The organism is Terrisphaera buseokensis (genome assembly GCF_047521145.2).
In the GTDB taxonomy this organism is placed as follows: Bacteria; Verrucomicrobiota; Verrucomicrobiia; order Opitutales; family Opitutaceae; genus ER46.
Window position 1 is genome coordinate 833,361 of the sequence record NZ_CM134186.1, and the last position, 19,549, is coordinate 852,909.

The following is a 19,549-nucleotide window of genomic DNA, read 5'->3' on the forward strand; positions in this document are numbered from 1 at the left end:
GCGCTTCGCTACGGCGAAGGATGGAGCGGGCGGACGGAATCGAACCGACGAGACCTGCTTGGAAGGCAGGAGTTTTACCACTAAACTACGCCCGCTTGGCGCAGGAACGCAGCTTCGCGCTCGGGGCGGCTCGGTCAAGCTCGCATCGCATTTTTACGCAGGCGGAAACAACGACTTTCAGTGTGGTTTCGCGCCCCTTTCTCACCGGAATTTTACCCTGTCCCGCATTGCGAGACTGAAACCTGTGCCGTTGTTTGATTTGTATGGCTATTTTCACTTCCGCAGCACCCGCCCCGGCCCAGGCTTCACGTGCCTCCTTTCAGAAGAAAACCACCAACGTTAAGGCTGCGCAGGCGCTTGCGAAACAGAAGGCGCTCGAGAAGAAGGCCAAGAAGTACCGGCTGCCGATGGGCGAGCTGGCGATCTTCACGCAGCAGCTGGCGTCGTTGCTCGGAGCCGGTCTGCCGCTGGTGCAGTGTCTCGAGGCCCTCCAGGACCAGACGGAGGACGCCTGTTTCCGCATCGTGATTCGCGATGTCCGCTCCGACATCTCCCAAGGTAATTCCTTTTCGGCGGCGGTGAAAAAATTCCCCTACGCCTTCAACACGCTGTTCGTCTCGATGGTCGAGGCCGGTGAGGCGAGCGGCGGTCTGGCGGAGATTCTCGGCAAGGTCGCCCTCTATTTCGAAGCGACGGTCAAGCTGACCAAGAAGGTGAAGTCCGCGATGACCTATCCGATCGCGGTCATCGGCCTCGCGGTCGCGCTGGTTAACGTGCTGCTGATTTTCGTCATTCCGGTATTCGCCGCCATGTTCGCCGACTTCGGCGCCAAGCTGCCGGCGCCGACGCAGTTCCTGATCGACGTCTCCAACTTCATGAAAGCCTACTGGTGGGCCATGGGCATCGGCACCTACGTGGCCTGGTGGGGCTTGGGCAAATTCACCGCGACGCCGAACGGTCGTCGCACCCGCGACCACTTCCTCGTCCGCGCGCCGATTTTCGGCAATCTCATCCACAAGATCGCGCTGTCTCGATTCTGCCGCACGTACGCGACCCTGATTCGTTCCGGCGTGCCGATTCTCCGCACGCTCGAGATTGTGTCGGCGGCCAGCGGCAAGGTGCAGATCGAGGACGCTTGCGAAGAGGTTGCCAAACACGTCAGCCAGGGCGGTCAGGTCTCCGAGGTGCTGGCGTCGAATCCCTTTTTCCCGCCCATGATGAAGCACATGGTCAAGGCGGGTGAATCCACCGGCAACGTGGATGGCATGATGAACAAGATTGCCGACTTTTATGATGTGGAGTGCGAAGCCACGGTGGCCGCGCTCACCTCGTTGATCGAACCGATGCTCATCGTGTTCCTCGGCGTGGTGGTCGGCGGTATCGTCATGGCGATGTTCCTCCCCATCTTCCAACTCGGCGCGGTGGCCGGTGGCCTCAACTAGTCGAGACTTCGTAACGGCCGTTTGACTTCACGCTCCGCCTCCCGGATCGTCCGCGGTTCTGTCTCCCCGATAAATGCCCTCCGTCCTCATCGTCGACGACCTCGTCTCCATCCACGAGATGCTCGAGGCCGTCATTCAGCCCACGGGCTTTGCCACCTCTTTCGCCACCGACGGCGAAAAGGCGCTCGTGCGCTACAAGGCGGAGAAATTCGAACTGGTCCTGGCCGACATCGACATGAAGCCGATGGACGGGATCACGCTGCTGAAGCAGCTGAAGCTCTACGATCCGAATGCGGTGGTCATCATCATGACCGCGTACGCCTCGACCGAGAGCGCGGTGCAGGCGCTGAAACACGGGGCATTCGACTACCTGCAGAAGCCTTTCCGTGTCGATGAACTGATCGCCACACTCCGCCGCGGCCTCGAGTTCAGGAAATTTCAGGCGGAACGCGCCGCCGCCATCGCGGGTTCGGGCGTCAAGACCGCCGACATCGAAAGCCGGCTGATCGGCAAGAGTGCCAAGCTGACGAAGCTGTCCGCGCAAATCCGGAAACTCGCGACGGTGCGCACGCCGGTCCTGTTGATCGGCGAAAACGGCACGGGCAAGGGCTCGGTCGCCGAGATCTTGCACGCGGCCAACGGCGCGCCCGATGCCGCGTTGGTGCGCATCGACTGCTCGTTGAGTTCGGAAGCGAGTTTTCGCGACGGCCTGCTCGGCCAGAACGGCGAGGGCGGTGCGTGGGTGAAACAGGCGAAGGGCGGCACGCTTTTCCTGCAAAACCTCCAGTCGCTCAGCCAGTCCGTGCAAAAGGAGCTGGTCAGCGTGCTGCGCAATACCGCGCATGGCTTCCGGCTGATTTGCACCACCAGCGAAGACCTCGAGAAGCTGGTCGACGAGGGCAAGTTTCACGACGAACTGTTCTACCGGGTGGCGTCGCTGCCGGTGCAGATGCCCGCGCTACGCGAGCGGGCTGAGGACATTCCTCTGCTGGTCAAGCACTACGCGGCGCAGGCGGCGAATCCGCTCTTCGACGCGAACCTGATCGAGTTCACCGAGGACGCGAAGAACGTGATGTCGGCCTATCACTGGCCGGGCAATCTCACGGAGCTTTCCCAGGTCGTCTCGAAGATCGCCGGCACCAGCGATACGCGCGTCATCACGTCGCAGCAACTGCCGCTGCGCCTGCGCGAGCTCAAACACTGGCCGACGCTCGAGGAATATCTCGCCGGTCAGGAGAAACAGTATCTCGACATGGTCCTCCATGCCTGTCGCAACGACAAGACGGCCGCTGCGAAAGTGCTCGGCGTCGATGTGAGCAAGCTGGGTTGAACGTGGTTTTAGGGACGCGGCTCGTCCGCGCCCGGGCCTGCACACCCCGTCGCGCCCTACAAAGAAAACACGACGATGCTCGACGCGGCCGCGATGGCGATGTGTTGCCGGCCGCCGACGAGAAAGCTCACCGGGTTGGCCATGATCGAGCCGCCCGTCGCAAAGCGCCACAGGGGTTTCCCCGTGCTGGCATCGAGCGCGTAGAACCAGCCTTCCCGGCTGCCGCCAAAGACGAGTCCGCCGGCGGTCGACATCACGCCGCACATCGACGCCGTGTTGAGCGGAAACTCCCAGTGCAGTTTGCCGCTCACGGCATCCAGCGCTTTCACCACGCTCGTCGCCTCCTGTCCGGCCGGAGCGCGATATTCTCCGCCGAGGTACATCGCGCCCGGTTCGTAGGGCGTCTTGTATTTGAAAAAGGTCTCCGCGTTGTTCTCGACCGCCAGCACGTAGAAAAGTCGCGTCGCGGGGTTGAAAGCCGGGCTCTGCCAGTTCGTCGCGCCACCCAAACCGGGCAGCACGGTTGAACCGGCGGCGCTGGGTGCGATGTCTGGATTCAGGATCGGACGGCCGCGGGCGTCCAATCCGCTCGCCCAGGTGACGCGCGAAAACGCCGTCCCGGTGATGAACTCCCCCGTCGTGCGATCCAGGACGTAGTAGAACCCGTTGCGATTGGCTTGGACGAGCAACTGGCGTGGCCGGCCGTCGATGGTCGCATCGATCAGGACGGGAATCTGGTTGGACGCGCGGTCGTGCAGATCGTGGGGCGTGTGCTGGAAATGCCAGCGCAGCTTCCCCGTGTCCGGATCGAGCGCGAGCATGCTGCAGGAGTAAAGATTGTCGCCGGGCCGATCGTCGCCGTCGAACTCAGGCGAGGGATTGCCGGTGCCCCAATAGAGCAGGTTCAGCGCGGGATCGAAAGTGCCGGTGACCCAGGTGGGCGCGCCCCCGGTTTTCCAACTGCCGCGGCCGCCCCAGGTCTCGTGTCCGGCTTCACCCGGGCCGGGCACCGTCCAGAAGCGCCAGGCGCGCGCGCCCGTGCGGGCGTCATAGGCATCGAGAAAGCCGCGCACGCCGAATTCGCCGCCGGAAATTCCCACGATGATTTTGTCCTTCACCGCCAGCGGCGCGACCGTGATCGAATGGCCGGTTTTATAGTCGGCCACGACGACGTCCCAGCGTTCGCGTCCGGAATTGACGTCGAGCGCCACGAGGTGGGCGTCGTAGGTCGCGAGAAAGAGCGTGTCGCCCAGTACGGCCAGCCCGCGGTTGACCGGGCCGCAGCAGCCTTGGACGTCACCCGGCAGCGGGCGTCGATACGTCCACAGCGGACGCCCGGTGCGGCCGTCGAGGGCGGTGACGATGTTGGGTCGTTCGGTGATGTAGAGGACGCCGTCGATCACGAGTGGTGAACACTCGAGTTTGCCGGCGGCTTCGCGGGCTTGATAAATCCATGCGGCCTTCAATCCGCCGACGTTGGCCGGCGTGATCTGCGCGAGCGGCGAATGCCGGTGGCCGGCGTAGTTGCCGGAATAGGTGAGCCAGTTGCCCGGTTCGTCCGCGGCGTGCACGAGCCGCTCGTACGACACCTCCACTTGAGCGCGGGCCGGCAACGCGAGGCCGAGGCCGGCCGCGAGGCCCAACGACCCAAGGCAAAAGCGCGGGAGGAGGTTCATGGGGTGGAGCGCAGTGACGCCAGGTAGGCGACCATGTCGTCGAGTTCCTCGGGCGTGAATATCCCACTGTAGGCCGGCATCGGGGAGACGCCGCGATCCTTGTGCAAGGCGGTGAGTTCGCCCTTGAACACCGAGTGGATGCGGCCCGAGGCCTCGCGCAGCTGCAGGGAAAACGCATCCTCGTTCACCCGCACCCCGGCCAGCGTGCGGCCATCGCGGGTGACGGCGCGAACGAAGAGGAAGTTTTCCGGCAGGCTGACATCGGAACGATACGGCGTGGAGCTGTTCGGCACCTCGGCCGCCGGGTCGGTGAGCGCGCGGCGCAGGTAGCCGGCGCTGCGGCGACGGCCGATCGTCGTGAGATCGGGACCGAAGGCGCCGCCGTGGCCTCGCAATGTGTGACATTGGGCGCAGGCGCCCTTGGTGGCGTAGAGCTGCGCGCCGCGCGCGGGATCGCCGGCAAGACGTTCGACGGGGAGCTGGCCCAGCGATTTCACGAACGCCGCCAACCGGGCGATGTCCTCGGGGGTCTTGCGCGAGGCCGGCATCTCGGTGCCGGGCACGCCGCCGGTGATCACCTTGAGCAGCGCGGCGTCGTCGGTCGCGCGATTGAGCGAGGGCACGGCCAGCGTGGGACCCTTGCCGCCTTCGCCCTGGGCCCCGTGACACAGCGCACAATCGCGTTGGAACAGGATTCGGCCGGCGGCCACGGTTTCCGGCGTCAGCGCGATGGCGGCGAGCGGCGTCGTCGCAGCACGACGGCCGCTGATGTCCTGATGAGGATCCTGGCCAAACGCGATGACCGACAGGGCCTGCAGGGCGAAGACGAAGCGCACGGGAAAGCGGGAGTGGAACGCGGCCGGAACGGGGGTGGCGTGCGTTGCGCCAAAGGTGTCTCGATCCAGGGGACCGCAGGCAATGTCAAATCGCGCCCGGGTGGTGGCGTTGCCGGTTGCGGGCTGACGGCGTGAGCCGCATCGCGCCGCGTCGCACCCCGGGGGCGCCTGGCGGTGATTTCCGGCCCCGTTTGCGTCCCGGCCCGCTTTCCCGCTTGCCGCGGGTTTCCGCGCTCTCAACTCTCGCCGAAATCTACGTTCATGCCCAAGCGCTCTGACCTGAAGTCCATCCTCATCATCGGTGCCGGTCCCATTGTCATCGGCCAGGCTTGCGAGTTCGATTACTCCGGCACGCAGGCGTGCAAGGCCCTGCGCGAGGAGGGCTATCGCGTCATCCTCGTGAATTCGAATCCGGCGACGATCATGACGGATCCGGAGTTCGCGGACGTCACCTACATCGAGCCGCTCACGGTCGAGTTTCTGGAGAAGATCATCGCGGCGGAGAAGCCCGACGCCCTGCTGCCCACCCTTGGCGGCCAGACGGCGCTCAACCTCTCGATGGAGCTCGATAAAAAGGGCATCCTCGCGAAGTACGGCGTGGAAATGATTGGCGCGAAGCCGCCGGCGATTGCGAAGGGCGAGGATCGCGAGCTGTTCAAGCAGGCGATGCTCAAGATCGGCCTGGACGTCGCGCGCTCGCGCACGGTCAAGACGATGGCGGAGGCGCAGGCCGCCGCCGAGCACCTGGCGATGTTTCCCCTGATCATCCGCCCGTCCTTCACCCTCGGTGGTTCTGGCGGCGGCATTGCCTACAACAAGGAGGAGTTCGAGCGGATCGTCGCGAACGGCCTCGACCTCTCGCCCGTGCACGAGGTGCTCGTCGAAGAGTGCCTGCTGGGCTGGAAGGAATACGAGATGGAGGTCATGCGTGACCACAAGGATCAGTGCGTCGTGATCTGCTCGATCGAGAACTTCGATCCGATGGGCGTGCACACCGGCGATTCGATCACGGTCGCGCCGGCGATGACGCTGACGGACAAGGAATTTCAGGTGATGCGCGACGCGTCGTTCGCCGTCATCCGCGAAATCGGCGTCGAGACCGGCGGCTCCAACATCCAGTTCTCCGTCGATCCCGAGACCGGCCGCATGGTCGTCATCGAGATGAACCCGCGTGTCAGCCGCAGCTCGGCGCTCGCGTCGAAGGCGACCGGCTTTCCGATCGCGAAGATCGCGGCGAAGCTGGCGGTCGGCTACTCGCTGGACGAACTCCAGAACGACATCACGCGGCTCACGCCGGCGAGCTTCGAGCCCACGATCGATTACGTGGTGACGAAGATCCCGCGGTTCACGTTCGAGAAATTTCCGGATGCCGACGCGACGCTGACCTCGGCGATGAAGTCGGTCGGCGAAGCGATGGCAATTGGCCGCACGTTCAAGGAGTCGATGCAGAAGTGCCTGCGCTCGCTCGAAATTGGCGCGCGCGGCTTCGGCGGCGGCGGCAAGCACGGCGGCGACGAGCCCGTCGAGGAAAAGGTCATCAACGCCAAACTCGGCACGCCCAACGCCGAGCGGATTTTCTACATCCGCCACGCCTTCCGCGCCGGCTACACCGTGGAGCGGATTTTCGATCTCACGAAGATCGATCCGTGGTTCCTGCACCAGCTGCGGGAGATTTTCGAGATGGAGGAGGATTTGCGGAAATTCTCGCTCGAGGGTGCGGCGAAGACGGAGACGCGGCCGGCAATTCCGACCGATGTCCTGCGGCGCGCGAAGCAGTTTGGCTTCTCCGACGCGCAGCTCGCGCATCTCCTCAAGACCGACCTCGTGACGATGCGCACGGCGCGGAAGGCGCGGGGCGTCAATACGACGTACCGGCTGGTCGACACCTGCGCCGCGGAGTTCGAGGCGTTCACGCCGTATTACTATTCCAGTTACGGCGACGAGAGCGAAGTGCTGCCGCCGACCGGCAAGAAGAAGATCATGATTCTCGGCGGCGGGCCCAACCGCATCGGCCAGGGCATCGAGTTCGACTACTGCTGCGTCCACGCGAGCTTCGCCCTGCGCGAAATCGGCTACGAGAGCGTGATGGTGAACTCGAATCCGGAGACGGTTTCCACCGATTACGACACCAGCGACCGCCTGTATTTCGAGCCGCTCACGCTCGAGGACGTGCTGGAGATTTACCAGCAGGAAGGTTGTTCCGGCGCCATCGTGCAGTTCGGCGGTCAGACTCCGCTCAATCTCGCCACCGCCCTGAAGGCGAATGGCGTGAACATCATCGGCACGTCGCCCGAGAGCATCGAGGCGGCGGAGGACCGGAAACTGTTCTCGGCCATTCTCGACAAGGTGAAGCTCAAGTCGCCGGCGAATCGCACGGCGATGAACGAGACCGACGCCCTGACCTTCGCGAAGGAAATCGGATTCCCGGTGCTGCTCCGGCCGTCGTTCGTGCTGGGTGGTCGCGGCATGTTCATCGTCTACAGCGAGGAGGAATTCCGCGCCGTCGTGCGGCAGGCGTTCGACGTCATGCCGGACAAGCCGGTGCTGATCGACAAGTTCCTCGAGGATGCCATCGAGCTGGACGTCGACTGTATCAGCGACGGTGAGACGTCGATCATCGGCGGGATGCTCGAGCACATCGAGTACGCCGGCGTGCACTCCGGCGATGCCGCCATGGTCATGCCGCCGCACACGCTTTCGCCGGACATGCTCAACATCGTCCGCAAGGCGACTCACGAGCTGGCGCGCGAACTCAAGGTCATCGGCCTGATGAACGTGCAGTTCGCGATCAAGGACAACCAGCTCTATGTCCTCGAGGTGAACCCGCGCGCGTCCCGCACGGTGCCGTTTGTGGCCAAGGCCATCGGCGTCCCCCTCGCGAAGCTTGCCGCCAAGGTCATGACCGGCGCGAAGCTCAAGGATCTCGGCTTCACCCGCGAGCAGACGCCCAAGCACTGGTGCGTGAAGGAAGCGGTGTTTCCGTTCGTGCGTTTCCCGGGGGCGACCATCGCGCTCGGGCCGGAAATGCGTTCGACTGGCGAGGTCATGGGCCTCGACGAGGATCTCGGCGTGGCCTTCGCCAAGGCGCAGGCTGCGGCCAAACCCGGCCTCCCGGTGCAGGGCAACGTCTTCATGTCGGTCAAGGACGCCGACAAGGTGCGGGCGGTGCCGCTCGCGCTGGCGTTGGAGAAGCTCGGTTTCACCATCTATTCGACCAGCGGCACGGCAAAGGCGCTCGCCGACGCGGGCGTCAAGGTGAAGAAGCTCGCGAAGATTCAGGAAGGCCGGCCCAACGCCGTCGACCTGATCAAGAACGGGCAGATTCAAATGGTGATCAACACGCCGGGCGGAATGATTCCGCGCCGCGACGAAAACGCCATCCGCTCCGCCGCGTACGCCCACAACGTCTGTATCATGACGACCCTCACGGGTGCGTCGGCGGCGGTGGAAGGCATCCGGGCGCTGAAGGAAAAGCACGTCGGCGTTCGTCCCATTCAGAAGTATCGCGGCAACGTCACGATCGTCGGCTGACGACCGGTCCCGCACGACACGGTGGGCGTTGCGAGCGGCCCATGTGGCTGCGAGCGCCCGCGAGTGGCGGTGCGTCCGCTCGCGGGCGCTCGCAGCCACATCGCGCTGAGCGCAGCCGCGTCCACGCTGAATCCGAAAGGAGCGCGGGGTGTCAGGAGTCCGTAAAGCCGGAGAGTCGCGAGCGCAGGGAGTTGAACTTCGGATGGCCGCGCGTGTCATGGGGCGCGAAGACATCATTCATGAAGCTCTCCTCCTTACTTTCGCGGGGCAGGTTGATCGGGCTGTTGCTGGCGGTCGCCGGATTCGGCGTGGCTGCCGGTTGCACCCAGGTGCTCCTCTCGCCCGACCAGCGCGGCGAGTACAAGCTGGGCGAGCTGCAGGTGTTCGTGGATCGTGATTTCGCGACCGCCTATACGGCAGCGAAGAACGGCATGAAGGACATGGGCCTCTTTGCCGTCCGCGACGATCGGCTCGTGGTCGAGGCGGAACTGAACGGGCGCGATGCGACCGACACGCTCGTCGTCGTGAAGATCAAGGAAATCGCGAAGAACCGGACGAGCATCAAAATTCGTTACGGCCTCAAGGGCAGTCTCGCGCCGGCGCAGCAGGTGTTCACGGCGATCGAAAAACGTCTTTAGGGCGTTTCGACGGTTTCCTTTTTTCCGGTTTCGCGTTTCGTGAGCGGCATGCTCGCGATTCGCATCCATGAGACCGGCGGCCCGGAAAAACTGCGCGCTGACGACATTCCGGTGCCGCTCCCGCGGGGCGGTGAAGTCCGGTTCACGGTCGAGGCGGCGGGGGTGAACTTCATCGACACCTACCACCGGAGCGGGCTCTACAAGGTCGAGCTGCCGCACACGATCGGATCGGAAGCGGCCGGGCGCGTGACGCAGGTGGGCGAGGGCGTCACCGGCCTCAAGGTCGGCGATCGCATCGCCACGGCACGAGCCACCGGTGCCTATGCGCAGGAGGCCGTCGTGGCGGCGGCGCATGCCGTGCGGGTGCCGGGCGGCGTGTCGGCGCAAGTCGCGGCGGCGGTTTTGCTGCAGGGGATGACGGCGCATTACCTGGCGTGCGACACGTATCCGTTGAAGCCGGGCGATACCGCGCTGATCCATGCCGGCGCGGGTGGCGTGGGGCTGTTGCTGATACAGATCGCGAAGCAACGCGGCGCGCGCGTGATCACGACGGTCGGGAGCGACGGCAAGGTCGGCCTGGCGCGCGAGGCCGGGGCCGATGCCGTGTGCGTTTACACCCGGGAGAATTTCGCCGACGCGGCGCGGGCGTTCACCGGCGGGCGCGGCGTGGACGTGGCGTACGACGCGGTCGGCAAGGATACGTTTGACGGCACGCTCAACAGCCTTCGGCCGCGCGGCATGTTTGTCTCCTTTGGCAATGCCAGCGGCCCGGTGCCGCCCTTTGCGCCGCTCGTGCTCTCGCAGAAAGGGTCGCTCTTCTTCACGCGGCCCACGCTGACGCACTACACGCTCACGACGGACGAGCTGCAGGCCCGCGCCTCGGATTTGTTCGCCTGGGTGGCCGCAGGAAAACTCAAGGTGCGGGTTGGCGCCACGTTTCCCCTTTCCGCTGCGGCCGATGCGCACCGGGCGCTCGAAGGCCGCGGCACCACGGGCAAGGTGCTGTTGGTGCCGTAACCGACGCCGCACGGCGGACGGGCGGGGAGGCTGGCGGCGTTTCACGTGACATCGCGCCGGCGGTTCTCCACGCTCGGCGGTTCCATGTCCGCCGCTCCCGCCACGCTCATTGCCCTCCTGCATGGTCCCGATCAACCCGGCCTCGTCGCGCGGGTGGCGGGCTGGATCTTCGAACGGGGCGGCAACATCCTGCACGCCGATCAGCACCGCGACATGGAGTCCGGCGTGTTCTTCCAACGGGTGGAATGGGAACCGGCGTTTGCGAGTGCCGCGGCCGCGGGCGGCGCGCTGGCCCGGCCGGTCGATTTGGCTGCGGCGGAGGCGGAGTTCACGGCCTTTGCGCGTACGACGCTCGGCATGAACGTGCGGATACTTTCGTCGGTCGATCGGCCCCGCGTCGCGGTCTTCGTTTCGAAGTCGGACCACTGCTTTCACGATCTGGCGTTGCGCTGGAAGGCGGGCGAGTTCCCGTGCGACATCGCGGCGGTGGTGAGCAACCACACCGATCTCGCGGAGGTGGCCCGCGGCTACGGCCTGCGCTTTGTCCACATTCCCGTGACGGCGGCGACAAAGGAGACGGCCGAGTCCGAGCAGCTGGCGCTGTTGAGGGAACTGCGCGTGGATCTCGTGATCCTCGCGCGGTACATGCAGGTGCTCTCGGCGACGTTCCTGGAAAAGTTCGGTCGCCCGGTGATCAACATCCACCACTCGTTTCTACCGGCATTTGCCGGAGGACGGCCGTATCACCAGGCGCACGCGCGAGGGGTCAAGTTGATCGGCGCCACGGCGCACTATGCGACGCGTGATCTCGACGAGGGCCCGATCATTCATCAGGACGTGGCGCGCGTGACGCACCGCCATGGCGTCGATGATCTGGTGCGCAAGGGACGCGATCTCGAGAAACTGGTGCTGGCGCAGGCCGTGCGCTGGCACCTCGAAGGCCGCGTGCTGATCTACGGCAACAAGACGGTCGTCTTTGATTGAGCGGGGTCTCGCTCAATAAAAAACCCCGCGCGTCGATCCAGCAGCGACGCGCGGGGACCAGCACCCCTCCGGCACCGCCATGTCATTCACCCCGAGAGGATGATGTCAGTGCGGCTCGCAGCCTGCGGGGGTCGCTCCCAGCGTGGTTCTGAGACCGGGTCTGCCAAGCGCGCGTGACTGACGTTTCTGTCAGGTTTTCCTGACTCGCTTTTGCCAATCCGGGGCGGAAGGAACGCTCCCCGCCGCCCCGCGAACGCTGGGAGGCTCAGCCTTTCTTGAGTTGATGCGGCGCCACGTCGGCATCGCGGGGATTCGTCGGAATCCGCATGCCGTAGAAGCTGCGATAGACGAAGACCAGGGCGATGACGAAGATGATGCCGCCGAGCGTGTGTTTCAGGCCGGCCTCCATCTTGACGGCGATTTCCACGGCGAGCAGGCCGAACAGGGTCGTGAACTTGATGACGGGGTTCAGCGAAACGGACGACGTGTCCTTGAATGGATCGCCGACGGTGTCGCCGACCACGGTCGCGGCGTGCAGCGGGGTGTTCTTCATCTTCAGTTCGACCTCGACGATCTTCTTGGCGTTGTCCCAGGCGCCGCCGGCGTTGGCCATGAAGATGGCCTGGAAGAGGCCGAAGAACGCCATGCCGACCAGATACCCGATGAAGAAGAACGGGTCGAAGAACGCGAGGGACAGGCTGAAGCAGAAGATCACGATGAAGATGTTCACCATGCCCTTCTGCGCATACTGAGTGCAGATGCGGACGACCTCCTTGGACGCGTCGGTCGCGGCCGAAGCGGAATCCAGCTTCATGTTCTCCTTGATGTACACGACGGCGCCGTATGCGCCGGTCACGACCGCCTGCATGCTGGCACCGGTGAACCAATAGATGACTGCGCCGCCCATGAGCAGGCCCATGATGGCCTCGGGGTGAACGAGCGAGAGCTTCTCGATCGTGTCCGGGTAGAGCGCTTTCAGCATCATGATAATGCCGAAGACCATGGTGGTGGCGCCTACAACCGCGGTGCCGATGAGCACGGGTTTGGCGGTCGCCTTGAAGGTGTTGCCCGCGCCGTCCGCTTTCTCGAGCTGGTGTTTTGCGCCTTCGAAGTCGGGTTTGAAACCGAACTCCTTTTCGATTTCGGCGGACACGCCGTGTTTCGATTCGATCTGCGAGAGCTCGTAGACGGATTGGGCGTTGTCGGTCACCGGCCCGAACGAATCGACCGCGATGGTCACGGGTCCCATGCCGAGGAAGCCGAAGGCCACGAGGCCGAAGGCGAAGATCGGGGCGGCGAAGCGGAACGCCTCGGGCATCATCGTCTGGACCGCGGCGTGTCCGGAAAAGTAATACGCCCCGACCATCAACGCCAGGATGCAGAGGCCGGTCCAGAAGGCGGAGAAGTTGCCCGCCACCAGGCCGGAGAGAATGTTGAGCGAGGCGCCGCCCTGCCGTGACGACGTCACGACCTCCTTCACGTGGCGGCTTTCCGTCGAGGTGAAGATCTTGGTGAACTCCGGGATCAGGGCGCCGGCGATCGTGCCGAGCGAGATGATGGTCGAGAGCACCCACCAGAGGCCGGGCCCCACCGCGGGATGCTTGGCGAGGAGCACATAGCTGGCGGCGTAGGTGACGGCGATGGACACCAGCGACGTGATCCACACGAGATTCGTCAGCGGATGCTCGAGGTTGAAGTCCTTCGCGTTGCCCCAGACCGAGCGGCTGATCAGATCGTTCACCCAGTAGCTGACGAGCGACGTGATGACCATCAGGATACGCATCGCAAAGAGCCACACGATCAGCACGCCGCACAGCGCGGGGTTGGCGGCCAGGGCGAGGGCGAGAAACGCGATGAGCGCGACGCCCGTGACGCCGTAGGTCTCGAAGCCGTCGGCGGTCGGGCCGACGGAGTCGCCCGCGTTGTCACCGGTGCAGTCGGCGATCACACCGGGGTTGCGCGGATCGTCCTCGGGCAGATTGAAGACGATCTTCATCAGGTCGGCGCCGATGTCCGCGATTTTGGTGAAGATGCCGCCGCAGATGCGCAGGGCGGAGGCGCCGAGCGATTCGCCGATCGCGAAGCCGATGAAGCAGGGACCGGCCAGATCCACCGGCAGAAACGCCAGGATGCAGATCATGAAGAACAATTCGATCGCGACCAGCAGCAGGCCCACGCTCATGCCCGACTTCAACGGAATCAGCAGGGTGGCGAGCGGGTTGCCCTGCAGCGCGGAGAAGGCGGCGCGGGAATTGGCGACGGTGTTGATGCGGATGCCGAACCAGGCGACGCCGTAGCTGCCGAGAATCCCGAGCACCGAGGCGGCGAGAATGACGAAGACGTGGCCGACCGACATGTGCGACAGCACGCCGAAGTAATAACCCATGCAGATCGCGATCAGGATCCAGAGCATGGCGAGGAACTTCCCCTGCTGGAAAAGGTAGGTCTTGCAGGTTTCCCAGATGATTTGGGAAACCGCGGCCATCGATTTGTGCACGGGCAGATTGCGGGTCTGGATGAACTGCATCCAGCCGTAGATCATGCCGAGCGCACACACGCCCAGGCCGATCATCAGGATTGTCATGCCGCCGAGCGATCCGTCCATGAACGTGATCGTCCGCAGATCGGGGATGCGGATGTCGGCTTCGCTGGCTTGCAGGGCGGAGTGGGCGGTCGCCGCCAAAGCAGCGGCGCCCCACTTAAGGGATCGATGGAATTGCATAGTAGGGGTGGTGAACGAAATCTGCCCGGGGCACTGGACTATCTCGCTCCCAAAGGGGTTTTGGGACCCTGCTGGTGTGGCGAGCCGGCGGCGGTGCCGCGAGTCTATAGTGGTTGGGTTGGAATCAGAAAAGGAGGGCTTATGGCGCAGGAGTTGGGTCGAAAAACTCTAATTCAAATCCGGTCCCGTTCTCCGGGGCCGGATGGTGGAGCGGACTGCGGCCTGAGGGTGGGGCCGAGGACATTGCGACTGGCGAAACAGGTTGGAGGTCTAAGCGGTTTAAAAAAAAGGGCGCGAGCCTGTGCCCGCGCCCGTTGTTCCCACATACCCAAAAATTCAGGCGACGGTTTTCCGGCTGTCGCTTTTGCGTTTGCGCACTTTGCCGTCCTTGACCGCGGGGACGATAATCACCGGGCATTTCGCCCGCATGAGAACACCGTGCGTGGTGCTGCCCACCAGGAGATCGTAGAGGGCGGTATGCCCGTGCGATCCCATCACGATGTAGTCGGCGTCGACCTTGTCGGCCTGTTCGATGATGTGTGCAATCGGCGCGCCGACCGCGTGGACGCCTTCCACGGTGACGAACTCGCCTTTCAGTTTCTCCTCGAGTTTCTCCAGCTGCCGAGCGGCGTTCTTTTCACCGGCGGCGGTAATTTCGGCGATGTCCTGGAGGAGTGGAGCGTACTCAGCGGTCAGGACTGGGGGTTGGACGATATTGAGCAGGACGACCCGAGCATCCAGGGCTCGGGCGAGGGTAGCGGCCTCCGCGATGACGGCGTCGCTAGCCCCGGAAAAGTCGACGGGGGCCAGGATCGTTTTCATGTGCTCACTCTAGTTCTCCGCGGTGCGATTGACAACGCACGCGTTGGCCAAGCTTGTGCGGATTTTGCGGGAAGTCCTGACGCCGAGTTGCGCGCCGCGTCGTGGCCGTATTTTCCCAAGAGCGAAGGTGTGACGTTCGTCGCGTCGGCGCAGCGAAGACTGGTGCCCGGGGCGGGGCTCGAACCCGCACGCTCTTACGAGCAAGGGATTTTAAGTCCCTAGTGTCTACCATTCCACCACCCGGGCAACGCTCCCTCGCAGGAAAAGGCACCCACCGTTGGGATTCCAGACAAACTGTACGCGGACCCCGGCAGCGCGGGGGAATTGACCTTGCCGGGGGTGGATGCGGCGGACACGTTGCGCCGGGTGAAAATCGGATTCCTCGGCGGGAGCTTTGATCCCGTCCACTTCGGGCACCTGTTGGCCGCACAGGATGCATATGAGCAACACAAGCTCGACCGGCTCATCCTGGTGCCCGCCGCCCAGGCACCGCTCAAGCCCAACGACGTGCAGTCATCGTCCGAGGATCGGCTCGCCATGCTGCGCGCGGCCATCGAGTGGGATCACCGGTTTGAGATTTCGGATATCGAGCTCCGGCGCGGCGGCGTCAGCTACACCATCGATTCCGCGCGGCACTTTCGAAACCTCTATCCCAACGACGAACTCTACTGGGTAATCGGCGGTGATCAGCTGCCCAAGCTGCATCTTTGGAAAGACATCAATGAACTCGCCCAGCTCGTGGAGTTCATTTTCCTGGAGCGCCCCGGATATCCGATTAAGGCGCGGGCTGACATCCCGGGTTTGAAGCTGCACCGCTGCGACGGCCATCTCCTGGCCATCAGTTCGACCGAATTGCGGGAACGCACCCGGCGGGAGCTCTCGCTTGATTATTTTGTCCCGCACAAGGCGATTGTTTACATCAAGGAACACAGTCTGTATCGCGACATACGATGAAACCCAAGAAGTCCGCGACGCCCGAGTTGGTGAGCCTGTGCTGTCGAGCGCTCGAGGACAAGAAAGCCGGCGACGTGGCCGTGCTCGATGTGTCCGCCCAGTCTTCGATCACCGACTATCTCATCGTCGCCACCGCGACCTCGGAGCCGCACTTGCGCGCCCTCCGCATCGAATTGGAAAAGGTGCTCGATGCAGCCAAGGTGCATCTGGTGGGGATGGATGCCATTCAGGAGAGCGGTTGGGTGGTCATCGATGCATTTGATGTGATGGTCCACCTGTTCCTCGCCGAGGCGCGCGAGCGATACGGCTTGGAGCGCTTGTGGCGTGACGCGGTCGCTCTGCCACTCGCGAAGGTCCTGCCGTCTGCCGCGAAGGCGGCGCGGCCAAAGAAGAAGGCACCGGCCAAGACGACGGCTAAAGCGCCGAAAAAAGCCGCTCGCCGCCCGCGCTCCTAGGGGGTCGGCACAACCGGCAAGAACTTAATTGCGGTTGTTGCCATTGGGAATGATACGTAGTGGGCTTCAGGGGCTTACAGATTTTTGACCTTGCTGATTTTGGGGTCTGACGGCACGCTCTCCGCACTGCTCACGCTTGAGCTGTTTATCATCCATCATACGAACGGTCGTCAGTCGGTGCTCTCACCATGAAAAAGTACTCCTCCACGCAGAAGGGTTTCACCCTCGTCGAAATCATGATTGTCGTCGTCATCATCGGCCTCTTGGCCGCCATGGCGATTCCTGCCTTCCAGAAGGTCCGCGTCGCTTCCCAGGACAAAGCAGTCCTCAACAATGCCCGCCAGATGGCGGCCGCCGCCGACCAGTACTATCTCGAAAACGGTGCCACCTTCGCCAACTCGTCGAGCCTCGTCGGCGCGACGAACTACGTGAAGGCCCTCAACACGGTGGCGAGCGAGTCCTATCCGGCTGCTTACACCCAGGGTATGACGATCACGATCGCCGGCATCGCGAATGCCCGCACGATCACCTACGCTCCCTGATTCAGGTTGCTAGATCCTCATTTCAGCCGCCCAAGCGATTGGGCGGCTTTTTGCAGTGATGGGGCGGACTGCCGGAATTACCTCCGGCACGCTGGCGGCTCAGGCTGCCGGTCAGTTCGCCCGCCACTGGCAGGATCAAGATTCCAGCCTGAACCGGGACGTTCCCGGATGCTGGCCAGCCAATTTCCCTCTTTGTATGAAATCCGCGCCACGCTCCAGCCGTGCGGGCTTTTCCTTGATCGAGATAATGATCGTCGTGGTCATTATCGGGCTCCTGGCCTCGATCGCGTTGCCGGCATGGCAAAAGGTCCGCGCGGCCTCCCAGGACAAGACGGTCCTGAACAACGCGCGGCAACTCGCCGCTGCCGCCGACCAATACTTCCTCGAAACCGGCAGTGGTTTCGCCGCTTCGACCAATCTGGTCGGCGCGGGCAGTTACCTCAAACAGTTCAGTACGGTCGCCAGCGAGGTGTATCCCAGTTTTTACACCCAGGGTGTCACCTTGACGGTCACGAATGTCGGTAGCCTGCGCACGATCACCTACACGCCGTAAGGACGCGCCGTGCGGCGGCGGCGCAAGGCGCCGGCCGCTCGCTTTGGCGATGGACGCCGCCCGGCCGGCTGCGCATTGATTTCGCGGCGCGACCTTCCCGGACCGGCGTCCCCAATGACTAACGCGTTTTTCCCCGCCCTCATTACCGACCGGCGCAGCTGGCTGCTGGTGCTGTCGGCGCTGCTCGCGGTCGTCCTGGGATTCGTGGCCATTCCCGATCGCGTGGCGATCACCCTGGTGTCGAAGTACGGATTTTGGTTCGTCCTGGCATCGTTCGCCATCGCCCTGTGGGCCCTGTGGCAAACATTTGGCGCGGAACTCAGGGCGTGGCGGTGGCGTTCGATCGACGTCGCTTCCGTCCTCATCATCGCGGCCGGCGGCATTGTCCTCCTCGCGCACGAGACCTTCGGTTTCAAGATCGTGATGGATGAGATCATGCTGCTCGGAACGTCGATGAGCATGCATCTGGACAAGAGCGCGCTCACCCCTCTGCGCGGGAATGACATTCAGGGGTCGTTCGTGGTGATCGAGGGCATCATGGACAAGCGGCCGCTGTTCTTTCCCTTCTTGGTTTCACTCATTCACGACCTCACCGGCTATCGTCCGACTAACGCGTTCGTGGTGAATGCCGGCCTGACGTTCGTGTTCTTGGGTCTCGTCTTTCAGGCGGGCCGGATGCTCGCCGGCCGGGTCGCCGGCTGGCTCGGGGTCGTGCTGTTCGCCGGTCTCCCTCTGCTGGCCCACAACAGCACCGGTGGCGGCTTTGAGTTGCTGAATCTCACGATGATTCTCGCCACCCTTCTTCTGGGGGCGCGCTGGGTGGAGCGCCGCGATGGACCGACGCTTACGGCCTTCTGCTTTTCCGCGCTCCTGATGGCGCAGGTGCGCTATGAATCGGTCATCTTTCTGCTGCCGGTCGCGATTCTCGTGCTTTATGTCTGGTGGCAGGAAGGCCGTCCGATCCTGACCTGGCCGGTGATCGTGGCGCCGTTGTTGATGGTGCACTATCCGCTGCAGCACCGGATTTTCGAGATCCGCGAATCGTCGTGGGAAATGGTCAGCAAGCCAGGCTACACGACGCCGTTCTCGCTCACCTACATTCCCGAGAGTCTGGTGCACGCGCTGAAGTTTTTCTTCGGAGCCGCGTCCGACCAGCCGAACTCAATCGTGCTTTCGGTCCTGGGTTGTCTCGCCCTCCCGTTCTTCGCGCTGCTCGTTCTGAAGCGCGTGCGCACCCTCCCGCAGGAGTCGGCGGGCAATGTCGCCGTGACCGTCTTCAGTTTCGGTTTCGCCCTGCAGTTCGCGCTCATGATGTGTTACGTCTGGTGGTTCGATGAAGTCGTCACCCGCCGGCTGAGTCTGCCGACCCATCTCGCGATGGTTCTCGGCGTCATGGCGGTCCTGCCGCAGTTCCCCAAACCGGCCGTGGCGCGGGTGCTCCTCGGGCTGGCAACCCTTGGCCTCGTGGTGCGCAGCGTGCCTTCGATGGCGGCGCACGCCTACAGCCAGGAATACCTGCCCGCCCGGGAAGTGGCGTGGCGGCGTGACTTCATGGCGGCGCAGCCGCGGTCCGACTACCTGATGATCGACAACGACTCGGCGCTGTGGGTCACGCATCGCGTCTCGGCCACGCCGACGGTCGTGGCGGTCAAGCGTCGCGAGGACATCGCGTTTCACATGCGCAACCGTACTTTTTCCGACGTATTCGTTTTTCAGCGACTGAACATCAACCCCGACACCAGCGAGCGGGCGTTGCGCGAGGGCGACGATCTCGGCCCCGCGTTCGTGCTCGAGCCGGTGGCCGAGGTGCGGCTGCAACTGCTGACGCTGTCGCGCATCAGTCGCGTGCGGGAAATCCGCGCCGATGACGTCGCGATCAGTGCGCGCGCGCCGGTGGACGAGGCGTCGAAGAAGACCCGCAAGGAAATCGAGGACGCGCGAAAGCAGTTTCTCGAAAGCTACATGAAACAGCTGCCGTGAAGACGCGGACCGAAGCCGGCGAGGCGCGTCCGGGCCGGTCACGCGGGCGGCGCAACCAAGAGACGCG

At 63.9% G+C, this 19,549-nt stretch carries 15 protein-coding genes and 2 tRNA genes; 11 read left to right on the forward strand and 6 right to left on the reverse strand.

Annotated elements, in window-relative coordinates:
* Window positions 1-21: 21 nt before the first annotated feature.
* Window positions 22-95, reverse strand: a tRNA-Gly gene (locus tag ACLJEU_RS03050).
* Window positions 96-263: 168 nt separating this feature from the next.
* On the opposite strand from ACLJEU_RS03050, the gene ACLJEU_RS03055 reads away from it, so the two are divergent.
* Window positions 264-1,442: a type II secretion system F family protein gene (locus ACLJEU_RS03055; RefSeq protein WP_414661045.1), complete on the forward strand. Its 1,179-nt coding sequence runs from the start codon at window positions 264-266 to the stop codon at window positions 1,440-1,442.
* A 73-nt stretch (window positions 1,443-1,515) separates the two neighbouring features.
* Window positions 1,516-2,772 (forward strand): sigma-54-dependent transcriptional regulator, encoded by a 1,257-nt coding sequence (locus tag ACLJEU_RS03060; protein ID WP_414661044.1) that lies wholly within the window; start codon window positions 1,516-1,518, stop codon window positions 2,770-2,772.
* Window positions 2,773-2,828: 56 nt separating this feature from the next.
* Here the strand turns inward: ACLJEU_RS03060 and ACLJEU_RS03065 are convergent, their stop codons facing one another.
* On the reverse strand, window positions 2,829-4,448 hold the full coding sequence (locus tag ACLJEU_RS03065; protein ID WP_414661043.1) for a pyrroloquinoline quinone-dependent dehydrogenase: 1,620 nt from the start codon (window positions 4,446-4,448) through the stop codon (window positions 2,829-2,831).
* A complete protein-coding gene (locus ACLJEU_RS03070) occupies window positions 4,445-5,284 on the reverse strand; it encodes a c-type cytochrome (protein ID WP_414661042.1) in 840 nt (279 codons plus the stop codon). Before ACLJEU_RS03070 ends, ACLJEU_RS03065 begins: the two co-directional genes overlap by 4 nt.
* Before the next feature lie 261 nt (window positions 5,285-5,545).
* Here ACLJEU_RS03070 and carB point away from each other — a divergent pair, with 261 nt between their 5' ends.
* From carB to purU, 4 genes are all read left to right on the forward strand, one after another.
* A complete protein-coding gene (carB, locus tag ACLJEU_RS03075; RefSeq protein WP_414661041.1) occupies window positions 5,546-8,815 on the forward strand; it encodes a carbamoyl-phosphate synthase large subunit in 3,270 nt (1,089 codons plus the stop codon).
* Between the two features lie 239 nt (window positions 8,816-9,054).
* Window positions 9,055-9,453 carry a DUF3568 family protein gene (locus ACLJEU_RS03080; protein ID WP_414661040.1) on the forward strand — a complete coding sequence of 133 codons (399 nt, stop codon included), beginning with the start codon at window positions 9,055-9,057 and terminating at the stop codon, window positions 9,451-9,453.
* Between the two features lie 48 nt (window positions 9,454-9,501).
* Entirely contained in the window at window positions 9,502-10,470 is a 969-nt protein-coding gene (locus ACLJEU_RS03085) for a quinone oxidoreductase family protein (protein WP_414661039.1), read from the forward strand.
* Window positions 10,471-10,554: 84 nt separating this feature from the next.
* Complete coding sequence (purU, locus tag ACLJEU_RS03090; RefSeq protein ID WP_414661038.1) at window positions 10,555-11,454, forward strand: formyltetrahydrofolate deformylase; 900 nt, start codon at window positions 10,555-10,557, stop codon at window positions 11,452-11,454.
* Window positions 11,455-11,719: 265 nt separating this feature from the next.
* On the opposite strand, the gene ACLJEU_RS03095 is transcribed toward purU, so the two are convergent.
* From ACLJEU_RS03095 to ACLJEU_RS03105, 3 genes are all read right to left on the reverse strand, one after another.
* Window positions 11,720-14,176: a sodium-translocating pyrophosphatase gene (locus tag ACLJEU_RS03095; RefSeq protein ID WP_414661037.1), complete on the reverse strand. Its 2,457-nt coding sequence runs from the start codon at window positions 14,174-14,176 to the stop codon at window positions 11,720-11,722.
* Window positions 14,177-14,512: 336 nt separating this feature from the next.
* Window positions 14,513-14,998, reverse strand: coding sequence for a universal stress protein (locus tag ACLJEU_RS03100; RefSeq protein WP_414661036.1), 486 nt, complete (start codon window positions 14,996-14,998; stop codon window positions 14,513-14,515).
* A gap of 160 nt (window positions 14,999-15,158) precedes the next feature.
* A tRNA-Leu gene (locus tag ACLJEU_RS03105) sits at window positions 15,159-15,244 on the reverse strand.
* 120 nt (window positions 15,245-15,364) lie between these two features.
* Here ACLJEU_RS03105 and nadD point away from each other — a divergent pair.
* The 5 genes from nadD to ACLJEU_RS03130 all read left to right on the forward strand — a co-directional run bounded on the left by nadD (window position 15,365) and on the right by ACLJEU_RS03130 (window position 19,482).
* Window positions 15,365-15,952 carry a nicotinate-nucleotide adenylyltransferase gene (gene nadD / locus ACLJEU_RS03110; RefSeq protein WP_414661035.1) on the forward strand — a complete coding sequence of 196 codons (588 nt, stop codon included), beginning with the start codon at window positions 15,365-15,367 and terminating at the stop codon, window positions 15,950-15,952.
* Window positions 15,949-16,407 carry a ribosome silencing factor gene (gene rsfS / locus ACLJEU_RS03115; RefSeq protein ID WP_414661034.1) on the forward strand — a complete coding sequence of 153 codons (459 nt, stop codon included), beginning with the start codon at window positions 15,949-15,951 and terminating at the stop codon, window positions 16,405-16,407. Before nadD ends, rsfS begins: the two co-directional genes overlap by 4 nt.
* A 188-nt stretch (window positions 16,408-16,595) precedes the next feature.
* On the forward strand, window positions 16,596-16,949 hold the full coding sequence (locus tag ACLJEU_RS03120) for a prepilin-type N-terminal cleavage/methylation domain-containing protein (protein WP_414661033.1): 354 nt from the start codon (window positions 16,596-16,598) through the stop codon (window positions 16,947-16,949).
* A 196-nt stretch (window positions 16,950-17,145) separates the two neighbouring features.
* On the forward strand, window positions 17,146-17,502 hold the full coding sequence (locus tag ACLJEU_RS03125; protein ID WP_414661032.1) for a type II secretion system protein: 357 nt from the start codon (window positions 17,146-17,148) through the stop codon (window positions 17,500-17,502).
* Window positions 17,503-17,616: 114 nt separating this feature from the next.
* Window positions 17,617-19,482 (forward strand): ArnT family glycosyltransferase, encoded by a 1,866-nt coding sequence (locus tag ACLJEU_RS03130; protein WP_414661031.1) that lies wholly within the window; start codon window positions 17,617-17,619, stop codon window positions 19,480-19,482.
* The last annotated feature ends 67 nt before the right edge of the window (window positions 19,483-19,549 follow it).

What these genes read in the sequence shown, in the direction of transcription:
- ACLJEU_RS03055 (WP_414661045.1), top strand. Translation starts at nt 264, where the DNA reads ATGGCTATTTTCACTTCCGCAGCACCCGCCCCGGCCCAGGCTTCACGT.
- ACLJEU_RS03060 (WP_414661044.1), top strand. Translation starts at nt 1,516, where the DNA reads ATGCCCTCCGTCCTCATCGTCGACGACCTCGTCTCCATCCACGAGATG.
- ACLJEU_RS03065 (WP_414661043.1), bottom strand. Translation starts at nt 4,448, where the DNA reads ATGAACCTCCTCCCGCGCTTTTGCCTTGGGTCGTTGGGCCTCGCGGCC.
- carB (WP_414661041.1), top strand. Translation starts at nt 5,546, where the DNA reads ATGCCCAAGCGCTCTGACCTGAAGTCCATCCTCATCATCGGTGCCGGT.
- ACLJEU_RS03080 (WP_414661040.1), top strand. Translation starts at nt 9,055, where the DNA reads ATGAAGCTCTCCTCCTTACTTTCGCGGGGCAGGTTGATCGGGCTGTTG.
- ACLJEU_RS03085 (WP_414661039.1), top strand. Translation starts at nt 9,502, where the DNA reads ATGCTCGCGATTCGCATCCATGAGACCGGCGGCCCGGAAAAACTGCGC.
- purU (WP_414661038.1), top strand. Translation starts at nt 10,555, where the DNA reads ATGTCCGCCGCTCCCGCCACGCTCATTGCCCTCCTGCATGGTCCCGAT.
- ACLJEU_RS03095 (WP_414661037.1), bottom strand. Translation starts at nt 14,176, where the DNA reads ATGCAATTCCATCGATCCCTTAAGTGGGGCGCCGCTGCTTTGGCGGCG.
- ACLJEU_RS03100 (WP_414661036.1), bottom strand. Translation starts at nt 14,998, where the DNA reads ATGAAAACGATCCTGGCCCCCGTCGACTTTTCCGGGGCTAGCGACGCC.
- rsfS (WP_414661034.1), top strand. Translation starts at nt 15,949, where the DNA reads ATGAAACCCAAGAAGTCCGCGACGCCCGAGTTGGTGAGCCTGTGCTGT.
- ACLJEU_RS03120 (WP_414661033.1), top strand. Translation starts at nt 16,596, where the DNA reads ATGAAAAAGTACTCCTCCACGCAGAAGGGTTTCACCCTCGTCGAAATC.
- ACLJEU_RS03125 (WP_414661032.1), top strand. Translation starts at nt 17,146, where the DNA reads ATGAAATCCGCGCCACGCTCCAGCCGTGCGGGCTTTTCCTTGATCGAG.
- ACLJEU_RS03130 (WP_414661031.1), top strand. Translation starts at nt 17,617, where the DNA reads ATGACTAACGCGTTTTTCCCCGCCCTCATTACCGACCGGCGCAGCTGG.